Below are 23,006 nucleotides of genomic sequence, written 5' to 3' on the forward strand. Positions count from 1 at the left end.
TTGCGACGGCGGGGTCGTCGAGGGCGACGGGTGCGCCGTTCTGGTCGGTGGCGGCGGTGGTTTCCCACGCGGTCGAGGCGAGCAGCTCCGCGGGCGAGGACGGCGTGGCCGCGAGTGCGCGTGCGGTGGCAGGCACCTCGGAACCGGGTGCCGCCGCGAACGCCGCGCCGGCCGGAAGCACGCACAGCGCGGCGGCGAAGGCCGCGGACGTGAGGAGCGCGCCCCGAGACCGATGGGAGCGCGCCGCACGGGTGATCGGTGCGGCGGTGGAGCGTGGCGGGGTGTGAGCGGTCATGTGCGTCCTTGGGCGTCGGCGAGCGGGGAGAAGCGGCTCGTCTGAGCCGGTTATTCCAGGCTAGGAACGCGGGACGGCTGGCGGATCAATCGATCGGTTGAACCTCGGAGGAGTCTGACGGATTGCCGGATCCGGCGCGAGTGATGCGCACGAGCCCGCGATGGACCGCCGTGGCCACCGCGGCCTGGCGGTTCTCGGCCCGAAGCTTCACGAAGGTGTGGTGCAGGTGGGTCTTGACGGTGGCCTCGCTGACCACGAGCTGCCGCGCAACCTCGCGGTTGGACAGGCCCGCAGCCACGAGCTCGAGGACCTCGAGTTCCCGGGCCGTCAGCGCCTCGTCGGGGTGGGTGCCGCTGCGCTGCTGCCGCGCGGTGAGCGGGTCGCCGAGTGATCCCGCCGCCGCCGCCCTGATCGCCTGAAACACGGTGTCCGGGCGGCTGTCCTTCACGAGATACCCCACGGCGCCGGCATCGGCGGCCCGCACCACGTCGGCGTCAGAGTCGAAGGCGGTGAACACGATGACCTGCGGTGCCGGCGTGAGCTGCCGAAGCGCGCGGGTGACATCGATGCCCGAGGGTGCGGCAGTACCCAGGTCGAGATCCACGAGCGCGACATCGAAGTCGTGCGTCGCGGCGGCACGCAGCGCCTCGCTCAGCGAACCCGCGTCGGCTCCGACCGCGAAATCAGGCTGGGTGCCGAGCAGTGCGCGCATCCCGTGGCGCAGCACGGGATGATCGTCAACGAGTAAAATCCTGATCATTCCGTGCTGCCTTCGATCGTGGCACGTCCGGTGGCGCCCTCGGGCGTTCCTCTCGCGGTCCCGTCAGCTGGCAGCGCGACGGCATCGCCCGCGGGAGCGAGGGGGATGCTGGCGGCGACGACGGAACCGTGCCCCGGATGTGACTCGATGGTGAGCGTTCCGCCGAGGTTCTGCGCCCGCCAGGTCATGGCTCGGATCCCGAACCCCGGGGCGGGGTTCGGGCCCGCGGGCGCGAATCCGATGCCGTTGTCGGAGATGTCGACGCGGAGACTGTCCGGGAAAAAGGTGACGGTCACCCGAGTGGTGGCGGCCGCGGCGTGCTTCGCGGCGTTGACGAGGGCCTCGCGGGTGATCCGTTGGAGCGCGTGCACGGTGTCGTCCGGGACGGCCCGGGCCGCGCCCTCGAGCGTGAAGGCCGCCCCGGCGGCGCTGGCCTCCGCCCGGAGCGCGCGTTCGAGCGAGACGCCGGCGGTGTGGGGATCCGCGAGGCCGTGTACGAGCCGCCGGGTGTCGGTCAGGGTCTCGCGCATCGCCTCTCCCGCCTCAGCCGCGATCGCGCGCGCGGCGGCCGGATCGTCGCGATGCTGCGCGGTCTCGAGGAGCAGCAGGGCACTTGCGGTGCGCTGCACCACGGTGTCGTGGAGTTCGCTGGCGACGCGGTTCCGTTCGGCGAGGGCCCCGGCCGCCCGTTCGGATTCTGCAAGTTGCTCCCGAGTGTCGGTGAGCTCGGTGATCACGGTGCGGTGCGCCGCGAGGGTCCGAGTGAGCGTTGCGAACGCGTAGGAGAGGACGATGCCTCCGAAGAACGGCCCGAGCACGAGGCCGAGATCCGTCCCGCCCGACATGATCCAGAGCCCCACGCTGACCGCGAGCACGATCAGGGCCGAGGCGGCGACGGCACCGCGCACCGGCAGCACCCGGTACATCGCGAAGATGAGCGCGAAAGCGCACCACCCGAACGATGGCGCGAGCACCGTGAGCGGGAGCCACAGCCCCGTTGCGGTGAGGAGACCCGCGCGGTGCCAGGAGGATGCCGTGGTCGACGGTGGCCCGGGGCGAATCGCCACAAGGACCGCCGCGAGGTAGCTCGCGCCTGCTCCGATGGCGAGCAGGAGCACAAGCTCGCCGCCCGCGAGTGGGTGGAACGCAAAGTAGCGGAGCCCGCAGACGACCAGCAGGATGAGGAATCCCGCGTCCACGATCCGATCGAGCGCCGCAGTGCGCGTGGGGGCGAGGCGTGCGGAGTGCGGCATCGGACGTTCCTAGGCTGCCGGAGTGACCCGCGCGGCGCGGACCGGCAGCAGGAGCATGAGCCCCACGATCAGGACAAGCGCGATCCCGAGGATCCCGAAGATCGCCGAGCCTCCGAGCGTGACCGCGAGGGTGAACGCTGCCGGTGCGAGGAAGGAGACGGCGCGGCCCGTGGTGGCGTACAGGCCGAAGATCTCGCCCTCCCGGCCCGCGGGGATGAGGCGCGCGAGGAAGCTGCGGCTCGCGGACTGGACCGGGCCGACGAAGATGCACAGCAGGAGGCCGAAGACCCAGAACACCCAGGTGCCGAGCGGGGCGAGGATGAACACGAGAAGCGCGGAGAGGATCATGCACGCGATCGACCAGACCATGATCGGCTTTGCCCCGATCCGATCCTCCGCAAAGCCGGCGGTGATCGTGGCGAGCCCGGCGACCACGTTCGCGGCGATTGCGAAGATGATCACGGTCGTCGCGTCGAAGCCGAAGCTGCGCGCGGCGATGACCCCGCCAAATGTGAAGACGCCAGCGAGGCCGTCGCGGAACACCGCACTCGCGAGCAAGAAAAAGAGGGTCTGGCGGGCCGTGCGCCAGAGATCCGCAATCGTGCGAAACAGCGTGCCGTAGGCGGTGAGGACACCACGCATCCCGGGCTTGCGCGCCGGGTCCACGCCGATCTCGGGAACCGCGAAGAAGACGGGGATCGCGCTGAGCCCGAACCAGGCGGCCGCGACGATCATCGCGACGCGGATGTTCCAGCCGCCCTCGTGGGTGACGCCGAACCAGCCGGGATCCGGGAAGATGAAGCCGACGAGCAGGATCGCGAGCAGCACGATGCCGCCGAGGTAGCCCATGCCCCAGCCGAAGCCGGAGACGCGGCCGACGTTGGCGTTCGTGGAGACCTGGCTGAGCATCGCGTTGTAGCTGACGCTCGCGAACTCGAACGCGACGTTCCCGATCGCGAGCAGCACGAGCCCGAGCATGAGATAGCTGGGCTCGGGGGCAACGAGCGCGAGGAGAGCGGTGCAGCCGACGACCACCGCGGTCGTGATGCCGAGCCACAGCTTGCGTCGACCCGCCGCGTCCGTGAGCTGCCCGGTGACGGGTGCCAGCAGGGCGACCACGATTCCCGCGATGAGGAGGGCGGTTCCGAGCTGCGCCGTCACCTCGGCTTCGGGGCCGAACGCGGGCTGCGTGATGTAGACGCCGAACACGAAGGTGGTCACGACCGCTTGGAAGGCTGCGGATCCCCAGTCCCAGAGCGACCACGCGAGGATCGTGCCTTTCCCCGCCGGGGGCTGCGTGCGCGGCGCGGGTGATCCGGCCGCTGGGGGGATCGAGGTCGAGGCGGGGAGGTCGCTCATGGTTTTCACAGTAGTCGCTGCGGGCGACTTGAGGGTGAACTGGGCGCAAGCTGAAAGTTGAGTGAGATTGACTCAAGTTGAGGGAAATCAACTTGACTCATGAGCGAGGCTCGGTAAACTTGAGTGCATCAGGCTCAAGGTCGGACCGCGATCGGGAGCCCATCCAGACCCGGGTGTGGGCGATTGTGCCGCACCTGACACACCAACACGAAGGAGCGCACATGTCACGTGCAGTCGGTATCGACCTCGGCACCACGAACTCGGTGGTTGCCGTTCTTGAGGGCGGCGAGCCCACCGTTATCGCCAACGCGGAAGGCTTCCGCACCACCCCCTCGATCGTCGCGTTCACGAAGGATGGCGAGGTGCTCGTCGGCGAGACCGCCAAGCGCCAGGCCGTCACCAACGTCGATCGTACGATCGCCTCCGTCAAGCGCCACATGGGCACCGACTGGAAGAGCGACGACATCGACGGCAAGCGCTACACCGCGCAGGAGATCAGCGCGCGTACGCTCATGAAGCTGAAGCGCGACGCTGAGACCTACCTCGGCGACAAGGTCACCGACGCCGTCATCACCGTGCCCGCATACTTCAACGACGCCGAGCGCCAGGCCACGAAGGAAGCCGGTGAGATCGCCGGCCTCAACGTGCTCCGCATCATCAACGAGCCCACCGCTGCGGCACTCGCGTACGGCCTCGACAAGGGCAAGGAAGACGAGCTCATCCTGGTCTTCGACCTCGGCGGCGGCACCTTCGACGTGTCCCTCCTCGAGGTGGGCAAGGACGACGACTTCTCTACCATTCAGGTGCGCGCAACCTCGGGCGACAACCGCCTCGGCGGCGACGACTGGGATCAGCGCGTCGTCGACTACCTCGCTGCGCAGTTCAAGGCGTCGACCGGTGTTGACGTCTCCGGCGACAAGATCGCGCTGCAGCGCCTCAAGGAGGCCGCGGAGCAGGCCAAGAAGGAGCTCTCGAACTCGATGAGCACCCAGGTCCAGCTGCCCTACCTCTCCCTCACGGAGAACGGCCCGGCGAACCTCGACGAGACGCTCACCCGCGCGAAGTTCGAGGAACTCACGAAGGATCTCCTCGAGCGCACCCGGAAGCCCTTCCAGGACGTCATCGCTGAGGCGGGCGTCAAGGTCGGCGACATCGCGCACGTGGTGCTCGTCGGCGGCTCGACCCGTATGCCCGCCGTCACCGAGCTCGTGAAGCAGCTCACCGGTGGCCGCGAGCCCAACAAGGGCGTCAACCCGGATGAGGTCGTCGCCGTCGGCGCCGCACTCCAGGCCGGCGTGCTGAAGGGTGAGCGCAAGGACGTGCTGCTCATCGACGTCACCCCCCTGTCGCTCGGTATCGAGACCAAGGGTGGCATCATGACGAAGCTCATCGAGCGCAACACGGCCATCCCCACGAAGCGCTCCGAGACCTTCACCACCGCTGAGGACAGCCAGCCGTCGGTCGCGATCCAGGTGTTCCAGGGCGAGCGCGAGTTCACCCGCGACAACAAGAACCTGGGCACCTTCGAGCTGACGGGTATCGCCCCGGCACCCCGCGGCATCCCGCAGATCGAGGTCACCTTCGACATCGACGCCAACGGCATCGTGCAGGTGTCCGCGAAGGACAAGGGCACCGGCAAGGAGCAGACGATCACCATCTCCGGTGGTTCGACGCTCTCCAAGGAAGACATCGAGCGCATGGTGCGCGAGGCCGAGGAGCACGCAGCCGAGGACAAGCAGCGCCGCGAGGCAGCCGAGCAGCGCAACAACGCTGAGCAGCTCGCCTACTCCGTCGAGAAGCTGATCTCGGAGAACGAGGACAAGCTGCCCGAGGACGTCAAGACCGAGGTGCAGGGCGACCTGGACGCGCTGAAGCAGGCCCTCGCGGGCGAGGACGAGGCCGCCGTGAAGACCGCCTCCGACAAGCTGAGCGAGAGCCAGAGCAAGCTGGGCGAGGCGATCTACGCCGCCGCTCAGGCCGAGCAGCCCGCTGGTGACGCCACCGAGTCCGCAAACGACGACGACGTGGTGGACGCCGAGGTTGTTGAGGACGACGAGTCCGAGACCACCGGGGAGCAGAAGTAACCATGACGAACAAGGAACAGCACACCCCGGGCTCGGACGACGAGTTCACCGGAAGTGAGGTTCCTGCTGCGGGGTCGGAGGCGAATGCCTCCGGCCCCGAGCCGCAGCAGGAGGACCTCACGGTCGACGACATCCTGAACGCGGAGCAGAGCGATGCCGCTGCCGGCGCGGACGCTGAGGCGGGCGAGGCCGAGAACCCCTACCTGGAGGATCTCCGCCGGCTCACCGCAGAGTATGCGAACTACCGTAAGCGCACCGAGGCGAATGCCGCGCTCGAGAAGCAGCGAGCCATCGCCGCGGCGGTGACCCCGCTCCTGTCGGTGCTCGACGACCTTGACCGGGCCGAACAGCACGGCGATCTCGTCGAGGGCACGGCCTTCGCGACGATCGGGCAGAAGCTGCGGAGCACGCTCGAGCGCTTCGGCCTCGCGAGCTTCGGCGAGAAGGGGGAGCCCTTCGACCCGCAGGTGCACGAGGCCATCGCGCAGGTGCCCGTGCCCGGAACCGAGCAGGACACCGTCCTGGACGTAATCGAGCGGGGGTACCGACTCGGCGATGTTGAGCTGCGCCCCGCCAAGGTAGCGGTGGCGGTGGGGGCAGATGGCTAGTCAAGATTGGCTCGAAAAGGACTTCTACCAGATTCTGGGCGTCTCCAAGAGCGTCAGCGACGCTGAGCTCAAGAAGACGTACCGCAAACTCGCCCGCACCTACCACCCGGACTCCAACCCGGGCGACACGGCGGCCGAGGCGAAGTTCAAGGAGATCAGCGAGGCCTACGCCGTGCTGTCCGACGCGGAACAGCGCGCGGAATACGACCAAATTCGGGCCATGGGCACGGGCGGTGCCCGCTTCACCTCGGGCGGCGGCGGTGGCCAGGGCTTCGAGGACGTGTTCGGTGGGATGTTCGGCGGCGGCGCTCGCGGTGGTCACCAGTACAGCTACCAGCAGGGCGGCGGCCAGAACTTCGAGGATATCTTCGGCATGTTCGGCGGCGGGGCCCGCGGACCCCAGCCGGGTCGCGATGTGCAGGCGTCCACGACGCTCGACTTCGAAACCGCCGTGCAGGGGAAGACCGTCACGCTCCAGGCGCCGAGCGGCAACGTGAAGGTGAAAATCCCGGCGGGCGTCTCCGACGGCCAGCGCATCAAGGTGCGCGGCAAGGGGGAGCCCAGCCCGAACGGCGGTCCCGCGGGTGACATCATCCTCACGGTGAGCGTGCGCAAGCACCCCGTGTTCGAGCGCGACGGCAACAACTTGCGGCTGAAGCTCCCGATCACGTTCTCGGAGGCCGCCCTCGGAGCGACCGTCGAGGTCCCGACGCTGGGCGGCGAACCCGTCAAGCTGAAGGTGCAGCCGGGAACTCCGAGCGGGCGCGTGCTGCGCGTCAAGGGGCGCGGCGTGAAAACCGCGAAGGCTACGGGCGACCTGCTGGCCGAGGTGCAGGTCGTGGTTCCCTCGCACCTGTCCGCAGAGGCGAAGGAAGCCTTGGAGGCGTTCCGCGCCACCGAACCGAATGAGAACCCGCGCGAGGATCTGCTCGCGCGAGCACGGAGTTAGCGCACGAGGGCCGGCCGCCGCCGTGGTGGCCGGCCCTCTCCGGGCGGGGAAGAGAGGAACTGACATCATGCCCATCCCGCAGATGGACCGTTTCACACCCGTGTTCGCCATTGCGGCGGCGGCGGAACTCGCGGAGATGCACCCGCAGACCCTGCGACAGTACGACCGGATCGGGCTCGTCTCGCCGCAGCGCACGCGCGGCAACACGCGTCGCTACTCGATGCACGACGTGGCGCAGTTGCGTGAGGTCGCGCGGCTGTCCGCCGAGGGGCTCAGCCTTGAGGGGATCCGGCGCGTGCTCGAACTCGAGGATCGCGTCCGGCAGTTGCAGTCGCAGGTGCGTGACCTTGAGCGCGCCCTCTCGGAGGAGCGCATGCAGCGTCCCGATCGCCGCGTGTTCGCGGCGGGCGCGGCCGGTGGCGAGGTCGTCACCCTGCGCCGGGGCACTCGGATGCGCCGCAACGCCGAGGTTGTCGTGTGGAAACCCTGAGCGGCGCGCCGGAGCTGTTCGCCCGGCTCTCGCGAGAGCCGGACTTTACGGCCGATGAGCTGCTCGCCGCGGACGCCACCGATGAGCTGCTTCTTGCGACCGCGGCGGACGAGATCCGAGGAGCTGAGTCGGGCGAGCTCGTGGTGATCGGCGATCGTCACGGTGCGCTCGCGCTCGGCGCGATCGAGCTGCTCGGGGCCCGCGGTGTTCGTGTGTTCCAGGACCCCTTGCTCGGCGAGCTCGCGCTGCGCGCCAATGCCGCCCGGCTCGGGACCGGGGCGTCTGAATCGGGGGGCACGGAGTTCCGTTCCCACCCGCTCGACGCGGCGCTGCTTCGTGATGCGCGATGTGTGCTTGTCCAACTGCCCCGCGGACTCGACGCGCTCGCGGAAATCGCCTGGTCCATCGCGCGGTGGGCGCGCCCGGACGTGCGCGTTTTCGCCGGCGGACGCGTCAAGCACATGACGCGGGCGATGAACGAGGTACTGGGGCAGTATTTTGACGACGTGACCGCGGGTCTCGGGTGGCGCAAATCCCGAGTGCTCGCCGCACGCGGCCCGCGGCCCGCGGGCGACGCACCGTTCCCGCGGTGGGGCGGCGATCCGGATCTCGACTTCCGGCTCGCGGCATTCGGGGCCACGTTTGGCGGGCCCACCCTCGACCACGGCAGCCGATTGCTGCTCAAGGATCTGGAATCCGCCGCGCCTGCGGCCCGCCGGATCGTGGACCTCGGCTGCGGAAACGGGGTCCTCGCGACCGCGGTGGCGCGGAGCCGGCCCGACGCGCGGGTGATCGCCACGGATCAATCCGCCGCGGCCGTGGCGGCGACGACCCGCACGGCCGAAGCGGCCGGGGTGTTGCAGTCGGCGGGTGGCACTGACGTCGGCACCGCCGGCGTCCACGTCATGCGCGCGGACGCACTCGCTGGGGTGCCCGACGGCTGGGCTGAGCTCATTCTGCTGAACCCGCCATTCCACACCGGTGCGACGGTTCACGCCGGCGTGGCGCACCGGCTCATCTCGGCCTGTGCGCGGGCGCTCGCGCCGGGCGGTGAGCTCCGGCTCGTCTTTAACTCGCACCTGCAGTATCGCGGCCTCGTCGAGCGGGTCATCGGTCCCACGCGGCAGATCGCGCGGGATCGAACCTTTACGGTGCTGGCTGCGACGCGGCCGTAGCGTCCGGGTCGGAGGCCACTCTGTCGCGCGCGGCCCGAGCGTTGATCAGGTCGCGTGCGGTGAGCCGGTGCGGGCGCTGGCCGTAGTCATCGCTCGTCACTCCGGTGAGAAATGTTCCGGGCTCCACGTCGAGGGCGGTTGCCAGTCGCACGATCGTTTCGACGTTGGGGCTTTGCGCGCCACGTTCGATTTTTCCGATGCTCGTCCAGCTCACTTCGGCGAGTTCGCCGAGGTCCTCGAGGGAGATGCCGAGGCGCTGTCGCGCGCTGCGAACACGCTGGCCAATTTTCAGGGCAGCGGCGGAGTGAATCTTGGCCACACAGCAAGCTTGCTTGCATGGGGCATTCCACACCAGGTCGTAAAACACCTGGTCGCAGAAGCATAATTCTCTGTCCGGGGCCTGAGGGTTCCGGCTCCTGGGGGGCCGCCGGGCACGGCTACTGTGGGGAGGTGACGAAGAACCCCACCCGCGATCTCCTCCTCCGGATGGCCCCCAGCATCTATGGCCCCACGGTGCTGTTCACCCTGGGGCAAAGCGCGCTCGTGCCGCTGATCCCGGTGATCGCGGTCGGAATGGGAGCCGGCATCGGCCTTTCTGGCCTCATTGCGTCGGCGCTGGTGGTGGGCCAACTCATCGGGAACCTGCCGGCGGGGTGGCTGGTGGCCCGCTCGGGGGAGCGCGTGGCCATGCTGGTCGCCACGGCCGTGGCGCTGCTCGGCGCCGTGGGCGTCGCCCTCGCCCCGACGGTGAGCCTGCTCGGGGTGGCCGTGTTCGTCATCGGCTTCGCCGGGGCCACCTTTGGCCTGGCCCGGCACTCCTTCATGACCACGCGGGTCCCCGTCGCGTTCCGGGCGAGGGCGCTCTCCCTGATCGGCGGCTCGCACCGGCTCGGCCGCTTCGGGGGCCCGTTTCTCGCGGCGGGCCTGTTCACGCTGACGGGAATCGCGACGGCACCGGTCTGGGCGTTCGCGGTGTGCCTGTTCCTCACCGCCGCCCTCGTCGCGTTCGCCCCCGACCCGGAACGGGTCCTCCCCGTGCAGGTGCCTGCGGGGGAACCCGAACCACGCACGGCGGGGGTCCGGGCCGCGGTGCGGCACAGCCGCGCCCCGCTGGTGCGCGTCGGCGGCTCCGCGGCCGTGCTCTCGGGCCTGCGCTCGATCAAAGACGTGTTCCTGCCGCTCTGGGCCGTCTCGATCGGGATGGACCCGGCCGGCGTCGCGCTCGTGGTGGGCATCGCCGGGACCGTCGATTTCGCCCTGTTCTACACGAGTGGCCAGGTCATGGATCGCTTCGGCCGGCTCGCTGCCGCCCTCCCGGCCACCGTCGGTATGGCCGTGGCGTTCCTGGCGCTCGCGTTCACCCACGATCTCGCGAACGCGTCGTCCTGGCTTATCGGCTGCGCGATCGTCATCGGGATCGGAAACGGCCTCTCAAGCGGGATCGTGCTCACGCTCGGGGCCGACCTTGCGCCGCAGGCGGAGCCGGCCGCGTTCCTCTCCGCGTGGCGCACGCTTGTCGACTTCGGCGGCGCGGCAGCGCCCCTCGCGATCTCCGCGATCGCGGCGGCTTCGCTCCCCCTTGCGAGCGTCGCCGCGGGCACGCTCGCCGTACTCGGTGCCGCCGGCTTTGCGCGCTGGGTGCCGCGCTATATTCCCCGGTCACGACCCGATAATTCGGGATAACCGGAGTACCCAGGTACCGTTCTCCTCACCTTTCGGTACCGAAGCGCCCGGGTTTTGCGCGATCGCCCGGGAAACCCCGGTGCGATTGCCTAGACTGAATGCTGTTCGCCCACCGGCGCTCATTCCACCCAGACGAAGGACTCCCGCACACCGTGAGCACTCCCGATCGCCCGGCCCCACTACGTATTCTGATCGGCTGTGACACCTTCCTGCCGGATGTGAACGGTGCGGCGCGGTTCGCAGAACGCCTCGCGGCGGGGCTCGTGCGTCGCGGCGAGGACGTGCACGTGGTGGCCCCGGCCACGCGACGTGGCCGCGCCGGCAGCTTCGTGGAAACCATCGAGGGCGAGCAGATGACCGTCCACCGCTGGGCCAGCTGGCGTTGGTACCCGCACGATTGGCTGCGTTTTGTTCTCCCGTGGCGCGCACGCGGTTATGCGCGCAAGCTGCTGGATCAGCTCCGCCCCGACGTGATCCACATCCAGTCGCACATCGTGGTGGGACGCGCCCTCGCGAAGGAGGGGGCGAAGCGCGGGATCCGGATCGTCGCAACGAACCATGTCATGCCCGAGAACGTGCTCGATTTCACGCTGCTCCCCGAGCGCCTGAAGCGCGTGTTCGTCCGGTGGGGCTGGCGCGACGCCGACCGCGTGCTGAAGCGTGCGGCCGAGGTCACCACGCCGACCCGCCGCGCAGCCGACTTCCTGGAGCGCAACACGCACCGGCGCGGCGTGCTCCCCGTATCCTGCGGCCTGCGGGCATCGGACTACACCGCCGATCTGACGCCGCGGCGTGAGAACCGCCTGGTGTTCGTGGGACGCGTCACGCTCGAGAAGGAGATCGACGTGATCCTGCGGGCGATCCCGCGCGTCGACCCCGCGCTCAACGTGAGCTTCACGATCGTGGGCGACGGCGATCAGCGCAAGCAGCTCGAAAAGCTCGCCACGGAACTCGGGATTCGCGAGCGCGTCCGCTTCACTGGGCGCGTGACGGACGAGGAACTCCGGGCGGAGCTGACTCAGGCGAGCATCTTCGTGATCGCTTCGATCGCGGAGCTGCAGTCCATCGCCACCATGGAGGCGATGGCCTCGGGGCTGCCGATCCTCGCAGCCGACGCGATGGCGCTCCCGCACCTGGTCCACGAGGGTGAGAACGGCTTCCTGTTCCAGCCCGGCTACGACCGGGAACTCGCGGAGCGGATCGAGCACGTACTGCGCCTGTCGAGCGCCGAGTATCAGGCCATGCAGCGCGCCTCGCTCGACGCCGTCCAGGTGCACGACATCGACCGGACGCTCGATACCTTCGAGGCGCTCTACCGCGGCGAGACCCCCGCGAGCTGATCGTGCACGTCCTCGTCGTCACCGACCAGCATCCGGACTCGCTCGGGGGCGTGCAGGTCGCGATTCGCCTGCAACGGCAGGAACTTGAGCGGCTCGGGCACCGTGTGACCATTGTCGCCCCTGCGCTGCACCGGCCGGGGTACACCGTCGCCGCGGCGGATCGCGAGGCATACCTTGATCTCCCGTCCCGGCCCATCACGGCCGATCGCGAGTATGGCATCAGCTGGCCGGGGGCGCGCATGGACCGGGCGCTCGCCGGGGCGCTCGCGTCGCTGCCGCGCGTGGACCTTGTCCATATCCAAGGAGACTTCTGGGGTGCGCTGATCGGCATCCGCGCGGCCCGCGGGTTGCGAGTGCCGATTGTGCACACCATGCACAACCACGTCGACGCGGGCACCCGCGCGATCACCCCGTTCGCTCCCGTCGCGTTCGCCGGGCTCCGTGCGTGGCGCCAGCTCGCCCTCGGGCGCCCGCGCGGACCGGTGGATCATCGCGCGCGGGGCGCCTGGCGCTATCTTGCCGAGATCGCGAGCGAGGCCGCGGTGGTCACGGCTCCCTCCCGGCACTTCGCCGCAGAGCTGACCGCGCACGGCGTGGCCGCGGACGTTCGGGTCACACCCGGCGGGGTGGACGACGCGGCGATTGCGGTGGCACGCGCGATGCCCCGTGCGCCGCGGTCGCGTCCGCAACTCGTGTGGCTCGGGCGGATGAGCCAGGAGAAGCGCATTCTCGAGTTCATCGAGGCGATCGGTGCTGCACGGATCGACGCCGATGTCGCGCTGCACGGGGCCGGACTGTTGCTCCCACGCGTGCGGGAGCGCATCGCTCAGCTCGGGCTCGCAGACCGCGTGACGATTCCGGGGCCCGTGCCCTACCCGGACGCGCTCGCGGCGATGCGCCAGGCGGACGCGCTCGTGCAGACCTCAATGGGCTTCGAAACGCAGGGGCTGACCCCGTTTGAGGCCGCCGCGCTGGGGACGCCGACGATCTACTGTGACGCGGAGATTGCGGATGACGTGGCGGTGCAGCCCGAGTGGCGCGTGCGGGACGGGAGCGTTGCCGCCCTGGCGGACGCGCTGCGGGACGCCGTGCGGGACATCGCCGCGGCGGCACCGGGGACCCTCCGGGTCGCGGATGCGGCGGCGGCGGGATTTCTCCAGTCGGCGCAGTCTCAGGTGATGCTCAGCGCCTACGAGCGGGCGCTGCGGACCGGACTCCGGGCTTAGAAGCGCCAGACGGCGGCCTGGAAACCCGCGGGAAGCTCCGGGGTCCAGTTCTTTTCCTGCGTGACCAGGCCGGATCCACCCGGGCTGTTCGACTGGACGATCGTGAACGTGCCGTCCGTGTTCACCTCGGTGATGAGGACCGTGTGCACGCCCGTGACCCAGGAGGTCGGCGACGATGCGTACTCGTACTGGACGATATCGCCCGGTGCCGCCGTTTCCAGCGTCATGCGCGTGGCGCCGGCGTAGTTCGCGACGGGATCGCCGCTGCCGTTCCACGCGCCACCGCCGGCGCGGATCCAGCGCTGCGCGGACATGATGCACTCGCCGGGCTGGCTCCAACCGGTCGGGCGGCTCGTGCCGATCTCGCTCTCCGCGAGCGCGATCGTGGCGGCGACATCAAAGTTGTGGGGGACCTTCGCGACCTCTTCGATCTGCAGCACCGAATCAATCGTGGCGCCGGCCAGTTCGTCCGTCGTTGTGTCGAGCGTCTGCGCGACCGTCGTGGTCGGCAGCACCGCTGCGGGGGAGAAGTCCTCGACCGGCGTGACCGCAACAGCCGGTGCCGCACCCAGTGTGAAGGTCACAGACGAGACCAGGCCCACAATGAATGCCTTGGCAGAAACTCTCACGCGTTTAACTCCGGGGGTAGTCCAATACAAAGCGCCGGGCAGGAGCCCGAGCGCCTCACCCAGTATGCGTTACCGTTCTGTTACTTACAAGTTATGAAGCTGGGAAATTCTCAACCTTCGGTGAAAAACGGCTCGATCACGCGGATTTTCGCCGCCAAAATCATGCCCGAGTTCGCCCTCGGCGAAGCAAATGCGGTGGCCGGAACCGCGTGACTGAGGGTGATGCGTGCGTGAAGACACGCCGGAATCGGGCCCCGTGGGCCGCTCGGTTCGGTCCTGGGCCGAGAACCCGCTAGACTGATGCGCGCTGGCTTGTGCCAGTGAGGAGGATTCGCCTAGCGGCCTATGGCGCACGCCTGGAACGCGTGTTGGGTTCACGCCCTCAGGGGTTCAAATCCCCTATCCTCCGCGTGTGGGGCCCGAAGATATCGAGAGATCGATAGCTTCGGGCCCTTTGTGTTTTCTGCCCGCGAGACGCGAGACGCGAGCCGCGGCGCGCCGTGAGTGGTGATCGTGACCCACGCAGGGTCCATTACTCAGTGCGCGCCCACTACGGCGCCCAATGACGGCGAATGGCCGCGCAGACTACTCCACTCGCGCTTCTTACTACTCATTGGCGTGGGGTGGAACACCCATGCCACCCCTCACTGGCGTTTCTGAGACTCAGGATCGTACTGACAGGCAACACCAGGAACACGAGGGGAACCGCGGAAATCATGCGCCATCGAGCGAAGCGTTGGGAGCGTCACACGGACGCAGAACGTGCCGTGCCCGGCACGCAGACGCGGCCACGGCGCCGCGCGGTGGTCGCGATGACGGCGGCGCTCGCGTTGGTCGTCAGCCCGTTCCTCTTCGCGCAGAGCGCGCAGGCGGCCTCCTACACCTTTCTGATCGACTCCACGGATGTCACCGCGACCGCGAAAGACAGCAGCCCGGGTGACGGCGTCTGCCGCACGGCCGCGAACACGTGCACGCTGCGCGCTGCGCTCGAGGAGTCGAACGCGCTGAACCTTCCCGCCGGGTCGATTCGGATCGCTCCCGCGCCGGATTTCAACGGAAACATTGATCCGGTTGCCTCGGGATTTCAGGTAATGCAGGGAGGCCGGGTCTCCAACCAGGACGCCAACGCGCACTTCGAGGTCACGGCCCCCGTGACCATCGACCTCGAGAATCGGGTCACCGTTGAGGCGACCCGCGATGCCGGGGGCGGGCTCTTCCACGTCAATGGGCCGGACATCAACTTCCTGAACGCTTCTCAGATGCTCTCGGGCGAGAGCTCCTACATCATGGGCCCGAATGCGAATCGGGTCACGATCGACGGCGGAGCCTCGATCACCCAGGCGCACTACGGGCCTGAGCGCTTCGTCGTGCTGCGCGAGGGCGCCAAGAACATCACGGTCAAGAACTACCAGTTGCAGGGCTTCTACAACTCCGGCACTGATACCGGGCTGTTCTACGTCAACGCGCAGAACAATACGCCGATCGAAAACGTCGTGATCGACAACGTCCGCGTTACCTACACCTCGGGCGGCACCTGCGGCGGAAGCGACGGCTCCGGCTGCCGCACCACCCTGCTGCAGTTCCTGCCGCGGAACCAGAACGTCGTGATGGATGGCTTCACCTTCACGAACTCCTTCGTGTCGAACCTGACCAACCAGACCTCGTTCCCGTTCACCACCGGGACCGCGCTCTCAACCAGCGTGCGCGCCTCCAACGTGCAGTTCACGAACAACGAGTTCATCAACGTGCAGGGCAACGGCAGCAACTGGACTGGCGCGTTCATCGCCCTTCCGCTGGGCCCGATGGCCGGCACCAACGAGATCTCCGGGAACACCTTCGTCCGTGCCAATAGCGGCCAGAACTTCGCAATCGGCTGGAACGGGATGACCAACAGCGGAAGCGCCGGCGATCTTCGCATCGCCAACAACTACTTCAACGGCTACTCCGGGACGTCAATTTACCTCCAGAACACCGGTGACGTCGCGGTCGAGCGGAACACCTTCGGGGCCCGGAGCGCAAGCCAGGCCCGGCCCGGCATCGCCGAGGAAACCCGTGACGGCACCACGTCGCTGTTCGACAACAACACGAACGCGAACGGCCGGATCACGACCTGGTATCCCGCGAAAGACGCTGCCGTGCTGACGGCCGAAGCCCCCGCGGGCGCGGTGCAGCTCGAGTCTCCGCTCCCAGCGGAAGTGCCGGCATGTGTCGCAACGCTCGATGTCACCGCCCCGATCGACGGTCCGCTCCCCGCAGAGAAGGTGGACCTGGACCTGTACTGGACCCAGGACCGCACGGCTGAGGTCTACCTCGGACGCGTCTCGGAGCTCACCGGGAAGAGCGCGAAGCTGCTCCTCGATCTGCCGGTCGGGCCGCAGGAGTTCCCCTCCACCGTGGTCGGCGAGACGGAAAGCGCCACGATCGTTGACGCCGACACGGGGCTCGGAAACGGATACATTCGCTTGCAGACCATCGGAAGCGACACGCGTCAGTCCTCGCAGTACTCGCGGATGGTCGGGTTCAGCGGCAGCTGCCGCCCCGAGCTCACCCTCGAGCAGGCCGCCGGGCAAAACGATCCCACGCTCGCTCGTGACCTGACGTACACGCTGGCCTCTTCGCTGCCGCTCGATCCCGAGTCGGTGTCCGCGGCGGTCGTGGACGTAACCGCAGGTGCCGTCACCGAGACGATCGACGCCGGGCGCCTGAACCCACGACCGGTTGCCGTCACCCCCGTGGCCGGCACCGCGAACCGCGAGTTCACCGTGACCGCCCGGGTCGACGACTCGGCGCTCGTGACCGCGGGCATCGCCGCTGAGCGCGTGAGGAGCCTCGGCGGGCTCACCAACCGGGCAGCCGCAGCGAGCGCGGATCCGGAGATCACCTTCACGAACCCCGTGCAGGCGAAGCCCAGCTCATTCACGCTCGTGACGGGGGAACCCGATGGCAAGCGCTACGGTTTCTCGGTTGCTGCCGGGGCCCCCAAGCCCGCGGCGGACCTGAACTTCACCGCAGCACCCGACCAGTCCGCGATCGACTACCAGGTCGAACTCTCGAGTCCGACCGCGGTGATTCCCGCCGGACAGCTCAGCTCTGAGCAGCTCCGGGTGACCGCGGCGGAGGGCGACGTGCCCGCGAACACCCCGGTGACGTTCACGCACAGCCTGAGCTCCGACGACACGAACTACGACGGTCTCGTCGTGAACAATCTGCTCGTCAAGCTCTTCTCGACCGATCCGTCGATCAAGATCACCAAACGCGCCTTCACCGACGTCGGGGACACGTCCTCGCCCGCTCAGATCATGGCGACCGGAACGGAAGCGCTGTCCGGAACGCGGCTCACCGATGGGCAGGCCGTCTGCTTCGTGTACGAGGTATCGAACATCTCCGCCGACGACTGGGCGACGGTACTGACCGACGTCACCGTGACGGACACGGATGCGCAGCTCGGGGAGAGTGGCGTGATCGGAACGATCGAGACGCTGCCGATCGGGCAGAGCGCGCAGCTGTCGGCTTGTGGCTCCCTGAAGCCCGAGGACACCACCGTCGGCGGCACCCGATGATGCGGGGAGCGACACTCAGAACTGCGCGCCGCCGGATCCAGGGCCTGAGCTATCGCACGAAGCTGACCGCCGGAATTGTCATCGCGGGAGTCGGCGTACTGTCGGCCGGGACCATGGCGTACGCGCTCTGGAACACGGACACCTCCGTCTCCGGCGGCACCGCGACCGCGGGCGACCTCGACCTCGAGTACGGGGTCGGTACCTGGCAGCAGGTCACCGAGGGTGTGGTGACCCCGGCCGGCGGGATGCTCGTCGCGGGCACGGAAGGCTTCCACTCGATGCCCGGTGACGTGATCGAGGTGCGGGTTCCCGTCACCACGACGCTTCGCGGCGACAACCTGAACGCCCGGATGAACGTCGAGCTCGGCTCCGGCGCCGCCGCGGATCTCGAAGCGGGAACGCTCGCCGCGAGCTACCGCGTGGAAGACGCGGCGCACGAGCCGGTCTCCGAGGAGACCGAGCTGGGCCAGCCGGTGACCGTGCCGGGCCTTGTCGGGAGCAACACCGGCGTGACCTCGTCCTGGACGGTCGTGGTGACGGTCTCCGTGCTCGGCGACTACCGCTGGACGCAGGAGGACCCGCTGCTCGATCTCGATGAGTGGGCCCTGGACGGGGTCACCGTCACCCTTGAGCAGACGCGATCCGGCGACGGCTTCACCACGGCGAGGGCTGCATCATGAAGCCACGGACACGCACACTGATCGTTGCAGGCGGCGTTGTCGCGCTCATGGCGGGCAGCCTTGCTGCGAGCGCGCTGTGGAGCACCGGTGTCGGCGTCGACGTGCCGAGCGTCGCGCTCGGTGCCGTGCGATTCGGCGCGGAACCCGAGACGTCCGGTGTAGCGCGCAGCTTCTCCGAGGCGGGCGAGGCCGTATCCGTCACCCTGCCGGGCTCCACGGTCATCGAGGTGCTCGACCAGGACGCGGTCGGCGCGGAGCCGGTGATCTGGCGCTTTACCGCGCTCGGCACCGCGCTCGGGATCGCCGGCCTGAACTACGACGTCGCGGTGACCGAACAGGTCACGGCGGACGGCGCGCACGACATCGGCTCGGGCCACGCCCAGCCGGGGACCGTGCTGGAGCAGACCACCATGAAGGTCTACCGTGCCGGCGTCGGTGGAGACTGTTCCGCGGTGCCCGAAACCCCCGCGGTGCCGGAGGGCGAGGCCCCCCGCAACGTGCATGTCTTCGACACGACCGACGTCGAACTGCAGGCCCCGGGTGCGGCGCTCGACGGCGCGGAGACGCTTCAGGAGTGGTGCGTCGCCTTGAACTGGAACAGTGTCGCCGACGGAACATACGTGAACGATGTCCGAGTGCTCGCCATGGCCGAAGACGGCAGCGCCAACGGCGCCCAAGCCAGCTGGCACTCGCAGGTCGGGTTCCCGCCCGCGCTGGAAATGCTCGGTGTCTATCGCAACCTCGCACTCGTTGAGGCGCGCGCCGAAGACACGACTCGGGCGCGTGCCAGTGACGAATGGCACGCCGACATCTACCCCGATCCCTCGGGAGAACCCGATGTGGTGATCACCCTCGACCCGGTGGTCACCAACCTGAACCCCTCGGTTGATCCGCGCGATTGACCGAGCGCAGTACCCCCTATCCCCATCCCCCCAAAGGAGAATCCCCAACATGACGAACACCAACCCCGAACAGGTCCTCGTGGTCACCGAACAGAAGCAGCGCCGTCGCGGCCTGATCTGGGTCGCAGCCGGGGCCGCAGCCCTGCTGGCCGGCGGCACGACCTTCGCCCTGTGGAGCGCCTCGGACACGTTCTCCGGCGGCAACATCACCGCCGGTGACCTGAACATCGTCCAGCTCGAGGACACCTCCTTCTGGGACGTTTCGAACGACCGGAAGGATGCCACCGAGGTCGTCGGTGCCACGGACGGCTCGCAGCTCGGCCACCAGGTCGACGACGTGAACACCTGGCGGATCGCGCCGGGCGACAAGCTCGCGGCGTCCTTCGAGACGACGGCAACGCTGGACGGCGACAACCTCGTGGCCCGCGTCGGCATCGATGGCCTCGACCAGATGGCGACGGCGATCACCGGGATGAACTACAGCTACGAGATCTACTACGGCGACGAGCTGCTCGTCACCGAGACCGTGCTGCCGAAGACCGCCGACGCGCCGCTGCTGTACCTCTCGGCACCCGGTGCCGGGCAGGAAGCGGGCGCTGAGGATGCCACCAACGGGATCCTCGGTTCGACGGCGACCGCCGTCGACGGTGCCGCCGCACAGTCCGCCGTGTTCGGCATGCCGACCACCTCGGTCGATCTGAACGTCGTGATCTACGCGTCGTTCTACGAGGACCAGGACGGCGACTTCCGCTACCAGGACACGGACGTGACGGTCACCGACCGCACTGATGTGACGCTGCAGGACGCGCTGGCGGAAATGACCGTCTCGCTCTCGCAGGTCCGCGACACCGGCGCTCAGTTCGGCGCCTAAGCGCCCATCCTTGGGCCCCGCGGGGCGGTTCCGGGCCATCGGCCCGGAGCCGCTCCGCTCCCAGCATCGTCCGGCCTGGGCCGGACCCATCGTTTTCGTGTGAGAGGAATACCCGGTGCCCCCGACTCCCGCTGCTCGCAAGCCTGCCGTGCCGCGTCGGGCTCGTCCGAGCTGGTTTGCCTCGCCCTGGCGTATCGCTGCCCGGGCGGTGGGTTCCGCGCTCGCGATTGTGGCGCTGGGCGCGCTCCTCGCACTTGTCGTCGTGCCGCGCATGCTGGGCGGCGACGCCCTGACCGTGCTCACCGGCTCGATGGAACCGACGCTCTCGCCCGGCGACGTGGCGGTGGTGCGCGGGATCGATGAGGCCGCGGTCTGCACTGACGTCTCGGTCGGATCGATCGTGACCTTCTTTCCCGAAGCGAACGACCCGAGCCTGATCACGCACCGCGTGGTGGGCAAGACGGTGGGGACCTTCGAGGACGGCACCTCCTGTCGCCTGATCACACAGGGCGACGCGAACAGCGCCGTCGACGCCCCGGTGTCTCCCGCCCAGGTCCGTGGCACCTTCATGTACGGCGTCCCCGGGCTGGGCTGGGTGCGGCAGTGGGCGGGAGACCACCCAGCGTTCCTCATCGGCGGGGCCGCGGCGCTGCTCGTGGGGTGGCTGCTGCTGGGCAGCCTGCGAAAGCCGCGCACCACCGTCGTCGCGGTGCCCCGCGCGACACCCCCGCCCCGTCCCGCCGCCGCCGGCTCTGGCGTCGGCCCTGGCACCGGCGAGGCGGACGCACCCCGAGAACGTGATCTCCGCGAGCGGGAGCTCACCCTCCGCGAGCGCGAGCTTGAGCTGCGCGAACGCGAGCTCGCGTTCGCGATGTCCTCGCGGGACCCGGGCGACACCGCCCCCGTGTCACCCGCGGCACCTTCCCCTGACTTCGACCCTTCCGCCCGAAACGAGGCTTGACCGATGCGAATCTCCACTGCCGATCAACTGCAGGGCGTCGACGGGACCGTGCTGACCGTGGAGGGGGCCGGCGGGCTCTCCTCCCGGAGCCGGCTCATCGCCGGGGTCCTCACCGTGATCCTGCTGCTGTGCGGAGGCGTGGCGCTCGCGTTCGCCGACGCGCTTCCTACCCTGGGCGGCCGCGCCCAGAGCGTCGCCGCGGCTGACGCCGGTGCCGCCGCTGCCGCCCCAGTGCGGCTCGGAACGGGCACGCCCGCCGGAGGGGCCGAGGCGCTCCCCGCCGCGGTGGTCGCCGCGGAATGGGATGGCCCCGCGGTGCACTTGGACTGGACGGGCGCGGAGGTCGCGCGCGCGGAGACGACCTTCATCGGCGATCGACGCGCGGCCCCCGGCGACCGTGTCGTGCGCACGCTGAACGTGGTGAACGCCGGCCCGGGCGACGGCGTCGCAGCCGTGACCTTCGACCTGGCCGAGCTCGTCCCCGAGGGCGCACTCAACCCGGACCTCGCGAAGGACGTGACGCTGTTCTGGGACATCGCCGGCGTCACCGGCGAGGACACCTTTGCCGCGCTCAACACGCGTGAGCGCGTGAGCGTCGCGGAGGTCGCGGTGGCCCCCGGTGCCACGGTCCCGGTCACTGTTGGTTTCGCGATGGACACGGCGGTCGAGACCTCCAACGCCTCGGGTGCCGATTCGACCGTGCTGAGCTTCGATGTGGGCGTCAACCTGACCGGGGAGCGCGAGGTTCCCACCGCACCCACGCTCGCGATCACCGGCACCGGCCTGCTCGCACTGCTGTGCATTGCGGCCGCGTTCGTACTGCTCGGCGTGATCCTCATCGTCGTTCGCCGCCGGCGCGCGGCGGAGGAGCGGCTGCTCCTCGAGCACGAGCAGGGCGACGCAGGGCAGCTGGGCTAAGCGAGTTCCCGCAGACGCGCCACCGCGTCGCGGAGCGTCGCTTCGTCCTTCACGAAAGTAAAGCGCACCCAGGAGCCGAGCGCCGCCGCGGTCACCGAGCCGGCGCGGCAGAACGCCGAGAGCGGTACGCACGCGACCCCGGCACGGCGCGGCAGGTCGCGTGCAAACGCGGCACCGTCCGGCACTTCGGGGGTGAGGAACGGGCTGGCGTCGGCGCACACGAAGTAGGTGCCGTCAGGTACAACGACCGCAAAGCCGGCGTCTCGCAGCCCCGCGATCAGGAGATCACGGCGCGCTGCGAGCGAGTCGCGCAGCGCCGCGATATCCGCGTCGCCGCGCGTGAGGGCCTCGGCGATCGCGGGCTGGAACGGGGCGCCGCCGGAGTAGGTGAGGAACTGCTTCACCGCGAGGACCGCCTCGATCAGCTCCGCCGGCCCCGAGACCCAGCCAATCTTCCAGCCGGTCAGCGAGAACGTCTTTCCCGCTGAGGAAATAGTCAGGGTGCGCTCGGCCATCCCGGGCAGCGTCGCCAGGGGGTGATGCGCGCGGCCGTCGAAGGTGAGATGCTCGTACACCTCATCGGTAATGACGATCGCGCCGACCCGCGTCGCGGCGGCCGCGACGGTCCGCAGCTCCGCGTCGGTGAGGACCGTGCCCGTGGGGTTGTGCGGGGTGTTCACGAGGATCAGCCGGGTGCGCGCCGTCACCGCGGCCTCGAGGCCGGCCTGATCCAGCCGGAACCCGGTGGCGTCCGGCTGCAGCGGCACCGTGACGTGCGTGGCACCGGCGAGGGCGATCACCGCGGCGTGCGCATCGTAGAACGGTTCGAGCGTGACCACCTCGTCGCCGGGGCGGGCGAGGGCGAGCACCGCCGCCGCGAGCGCCTCGGTCGCTCCAGCGGTGACGAGCACCTCGCGCTCGGGATCGAGCTCCACGCCGTAGTGACGTCGCTGATGCGCGGCCACCGCTACGCGGAGCTCGGCGCTGCCACGCCCGGGCGGGTACTGATTCGCGCCGTCGCGCACCGCGGCCACCGCGAGCTCGCGGATCCATTCGGGGCCGTCCGCATCGGGGAACCCCTGCCCCAGGTTCGCCGCGCCGGTGGCCTGCGCGAGGGCGGTCATTTCCGCGAAGATCGTGGGTCGAGCACTGCCGTCGGGTCCCAGCAGGCCGCTGGCCTGCGCTACCTCGCGCCACCGGAGAGTCATGCTGCCAGTGTACGAGATCGACTCGGAGCGCGGGATCGTCCGGTCAGCGTCCAGT

20 protein-coding genes, 1 tRNA gene and 1 pseudogene are annotated in these 23,006 nt (G+C 69.2%); 15 read left to right on the forward strand and 7 right to left on the reverse strand.

The genetic code is table 11. The annotated features are described in order from the left end of the window. The 4 genes and pseudogenes from D3230_RS13460 to D3230_RS13475 all read right to left on the reverse strand — a co-directional run. Positions 1 to 295 (reverse strand): annotated as a pseudogene (locus D3230_RS13460) (hypothetical protein); the annotation flags it as partial. Positions 296 to 380: 85 nt separating this feature from the next. After that, complete coding sequence (locus D3230_RS13465) at positions 381 to 1,055, reverse strand: response regulator (protein ID WP_202345560.1); 675 nt, start codon at positions 1,053 to 1,055, stop codon at positions 381 to 383. Beyond that, a complete protein-coding gene (locus D3230_RS13470) occupies positions 1,052 to 2,308 on the reverse strand; it encodes a sensor histidine kinase (RefSeq protein WP_202345561.1) in 1,257 nt (418 codons plus the stop codon). The genes D3230_RS13465 and D3230_RS13470 overlap by 4 nt, the downstream gene beginning before the upstream one ends. A gap of 9 nt (positions 2,309 to 2,317) precedes the next feature. Beyond that, positions 2,318 to 3,667: an MFS transporter gene (locus tag D3230_RS13475; protein WP_202345562.1), complete on the reverse strand. Its 1,350-nt coding sequence runs from the start codon at positions 3,665 to 3,667 to the stop codon at positions 2,318 to 2,320. 221 nt (positions 3,668 to 3,888) lie between these two features. Between D3230_RS13475 and dnaK the strand changes: the two genes are divergently transcribed. From dnaK to D3230_RS13500, 5 genes are all read left to right on the forward strand, one after another. Further along, entirely contained in the window at positions 3,889 to 5,751 is a 1,863-nt protein-coding gene (dnaK, locus tag D3230_RS13480; RefSeq protein ID WP_202345563.1) for a molecular chaperone DnaK, read from the forward strand. Between the two features lie 2 nt (positions 5,752 to 5,753). Further along, entirely contained in the window at positions 5,754 to 6,359 is a 606-nt protein-coding gene (locus tag D3230_RS13485) for a nucleotide exchange factor GrpE (RefSeq protein ID WP_202345564.1), read from the forward strand. Next, a complete protein-coding gene (locus D3230_RS13490) occupies positions 6,352 to 7,308 on the forward strand; it encodes a DnaJ C-terminal domain-containing protein (RefSeq protein ID WP_202345565.1) in 957 nt (318 codons plus the stop codon). Before D3230_RS13485 ends, D3230_RS13490 begins: the two co-directional genes overlap by 8 nt. A 67-nt stretch (positions 7,309 to 7,375) precedes the next feature. Next, positions 7,376 to 7,798, forward strand: coding sequence for a heat shock protein transcriptional repressor HspR (locus D3230_RS13495; RefSeq protein ID WP_237467559.1), 423 nt, complete (start codon positions 7,376 to 7,378; stop codon positions 7,796 to 7,798). Continuing rightward, entirely contained in the window at positions 7,786 to 8,973 is a 1,188-nt protein-coding gene (locus D3230_RS13500; protein WP_337249190.1) for a class I SAM-dependent methyltransferase, read from the forward strand. Before D3230_RS13495 ends, D3230_RS13500 begins: the two co-directional genes overlap by 13 nt. On the opposite strand, the gene D3230_RS13505 is transcribed toward D3230_RS13500, so the two are convergent. After that, the gene (locus D3230_RS13505) at positions 8,945 to 9,292 is read right to left on the reverse strand and encodes a helix-turn-helix domain-containing protein (RefSeq protein WP_202345566.1); all 348 of its coding nucleotides are present in this window, start codon (positions 9,290 to 9,292) and stop codon (positions 8,945 to 8,947) included. The genes D3230_RS13500 and D3230_RS13505 overlap by 29 nt on opposite strands. A gap of 131 nt (positions 9,293 to 9,423) precedes the next feature. Here D3230_RS13505 and D3230_RS13510 point away from each other — a divergent pair, with 131 nt between their 5' ends. The 3 genes from D3230_RS13510 (at position 9,424) to D3230_RS13520 (ending at position 13,222) form a co-directional block, all read left to right on the forward strand. Beyond that, positions 9,424 to 10,656: an MFS transporter gene (locus tag D3230_RS13510; RefSeq protein WP_420029042.1), complete on the forward strand. Its 1,233-nt coding sequence runs from the start codon at positions 9,424 to 9,426 to the stop codon at positions 10,654 to 10,656. A gap of 152 nt (positions 10,657 to 10,808) precedes the next feature. After that, positions 10,809 to 11,996, forward strand: coding sequence for a glycosyltransferase (locus tag D3230_RS13515; RefSeq protein WP_337249191.1), 1,188 nt, complete (start codon positions 10,809 to 10,811; stop codon positions 11,994 to 11,996). Between the two features lie 2 nt (positions 11,997 to 11,998). Then, the gene (locus D3230_RS13520; RefSeq protein ID WP_202345568.1) at positions 11,999 to 13,222 is read left to right on the forward strand and encodes a glycosyltransferase; all 1,224 of its coding nucleotides are present in this window, start codon (positions 11,999 to 12,001) and stop codon (positions 13,220 to 13,222) included. Here D3230_RS13520 and D3230_RS13525 read toward each other — a convergent pair. Continuing rightward, positions 13,219 to 13,806, reverse strand: coding sequence for a CHAP domain-containing protein (locus D3230_RS13525; RefSeq protein ID WP_337249192.1), 588 nt, complete (start codon positions 13,804 to 13,806; stop codon positions 13,219 to 13,221). The genes D3230_RS13520 and D3230_RS13525 overlap by 4 nt on opposite strands. A gap of 369 nt (positions 13,807 to 14,175) precedes the next feature. Between D3230_RS13525 and D3230_RS13530 the strand changes: the two genes are divergently transcribed. The 7 genes from D3230_RS13530 (at position 14,176) to D3230_RS13560 (ending at position 21,743) form a co-directional block, all read left to right on the forward strand. Then, positions 14,176 to 14,260, forward strand: a tRNA-Ser gene (locus D3230_RS13530). A gap of 307 nt (positions 14,261 to 14,567) precedes the next feature. Further along, positions 14,568 to 17,411: a right-handed parallel beta-helix repeat-containing protein gene (locus D3230_RS13535; RefSeq protein ID WP_202345570.1), complete on the forward strand. Its 2,844-nt coding sequence runs from the start codon at positions 14,568 to 14,570 to the stop codon at positions 17,409 to 17,411. Continuing rightward, on the forward strand, positions 17,408 to 18,091 hold the full coding sequence (locus D3230_RS13540; protein WP_202345571.1) for a hypothetical protein: 684 nt from the start codon (positions 17,408 to 17,410) through the stop codon (positions 18,089 to 18,091). Before D3230_RS13535 ends, D3230_RS13540 begins: the two co-directional genes overlap by 4 nt. Continuing rightward, entirely contained in the window at positions 18,088 to 18,993 is a 906-nt protein-coding gene (locus tag D3230_RS13545; RefSeq protein ID WP_202345572.1) for a hypothetical protein, read from the forward strand. The genes D3230_RS13540 and D3230_RS13545 overlap by 4 nt, the downstream gene beginning before the upstream one ends. Positions 18,994 to 19,042: 49 nt before the next feature. Next, positions 19,043 to 19,864 carry an alternate-type signal peptide domain-containing protein gene (locus D3230_RS13550; protein WP_202345573.1) on the forward strand — a complete coding sequence of 274 codons (822 nt, stop codon included), beginning with the start codon at positions 19,043 to 19,045 and terminating at the stop codon, positions 19,862 to 19,864. Positions 19,865 to 19,979: 115 nt separating this feature from the next. Further along, positions 19,980 to 20,825, forward strand: coding sequence for a signal peptidase I (locus tag D3230_RS13555; protein WP_202345574.1), 846 nt, complete (start codon positions 19,980 to 19,982; stop codon positions 20,823 to 20,825). A gap of 3 nt (positions 20,826 to 20,828) precedes the next feature. Further along, positions 20,829 to 21,743, forward strand: coding sequence for a hypothetical protein (locus tag D3230_RS13560; RefSeq protein WP_202345575.1), 915 nt, complete (start codon positions 20,829 to 20,831; stop codon positions 21,741 to 21,743). Here D3230_RS13560 and D3230_RS13565 read toward each other — a convergent pair. After that, positions 21,740 to 22,951, reverse strand: a complete 1,212-nt coding sequence (locus D3230_RS13565; protein WP_202345576.1) for an aminotransferase class I/II-fold pyridoxal phosphate-dependent enzyme — start codon at positions 22,949 to 22,951, stop codon at positions 21,740 to 21,742. The genes D3230_RS13560 and D3230_RS13565 overlap by 4 nt on opposite strands. Positions 22,952 to 23,006 lie beyond the last annotated feature (55 nt).

The sequence above is a fragment of the Leucobacter chromiireducens subsp. solipictus genome, from assembly GCF_016758195.1.
In the GTDB taxonomy this organism is placed as follows: domain Bacteria; phylum Actinomycetota; class Actinomycetes; order Actinomycetales; family Microbacteriaceae; genus Leucobacter; species Leucobacter solipictus.

Bases quoted from the DNA above. Each gene is read 5' to 3' on its own strand.
- D3230_RS13465 (WP_202345560.1), bottom strand. From the start codon at position 1,055: ATGATCAGGATTTTACTCGTTGACGATCATCCCGTGCTGCGCCACGGG.
- D3230_RS13470 (WP_202345561.1), bottom strand. From the start codon at position 2,308: ATGCCGCACTCCGCACGCCTCGCCCCCACGCGCACTGCGGCGCTCGAT.
- D3230_RS13475 (WP_202345562.1), bottom strand. From the start codon at position 3,667: ATGAGCGACCTCCCCGCCTCGACCTCGATCCCCCCAGCGGCCGGATCA.
- dnaK (WP_202345563.1), top strand. From the start codon at position 3,889: ATGTCACGTGCAGTCGGTATCGACCTCGGCACCACGAACTCGGTGGTT.
- D3230_RS13485 (WP_202345564.1), top strand. From the start codon at position 5,754: ATGACGAACAAGGAACAGCACACCCCGGGCTCGGACGACGAGTTCACC.
- D3230_RS13490 (WP_202345565.1), top strand. From the start codon at position 6,352: ATGGCTAGTCAAGATTGGCTCGAAAAGGACTTCTACCAGATTCTGGGC.
- D3230_RS13495 (WP_237467559.1), top strand. From the start codon at position 7,376: ATGCCCATCCCGCAGATGGACCGTTTCACACCCGTGTTCGCCATTGCG.
- D3230_RS13535 (WP_202345570.1), top strand. From the start codon at position 14,568: ATGCGCCATCGAGCGAAGCGTTGGGAGCGTCACACGGACGCAGAACGT.
- D3230_RS13540 (WP_202345571.1), top strand. From the start codon at position 17,408: ATGATGCGGGGAGCGACACTCAGAACTGCGCGCCGCCGGATCCAGGGC.
- D3230_RS13545 (WP_202345572.1), top strand. From the start codon at position 18,088: ATGAAGCCACGGACACGCACACTGATCGTTGCAGGCGGCGTTGTCGCG.
- D3230_RS13550 (WP_202345573.1), top strand. From the start codon at position 19,043: ATGACGAACACCAACCCCGAACAGGTCCTCGTGGTCACCGAACAGAAG.
- D3230_RS13560 (WP_202345575.1), top strand. From the start codon at position 20,829: ATGCGAATCTCCACTGCCGATCAACTGCAGGGCGTCGACGGGACCGTG.
- D3230_RS13565 (WP_202345576.1), bottom strand. From the start codon at position 22,951: ATGACTCTCCGGTGGCGCGAGGTAGCGCAGGCCAGCGGCCTGCTGGGA.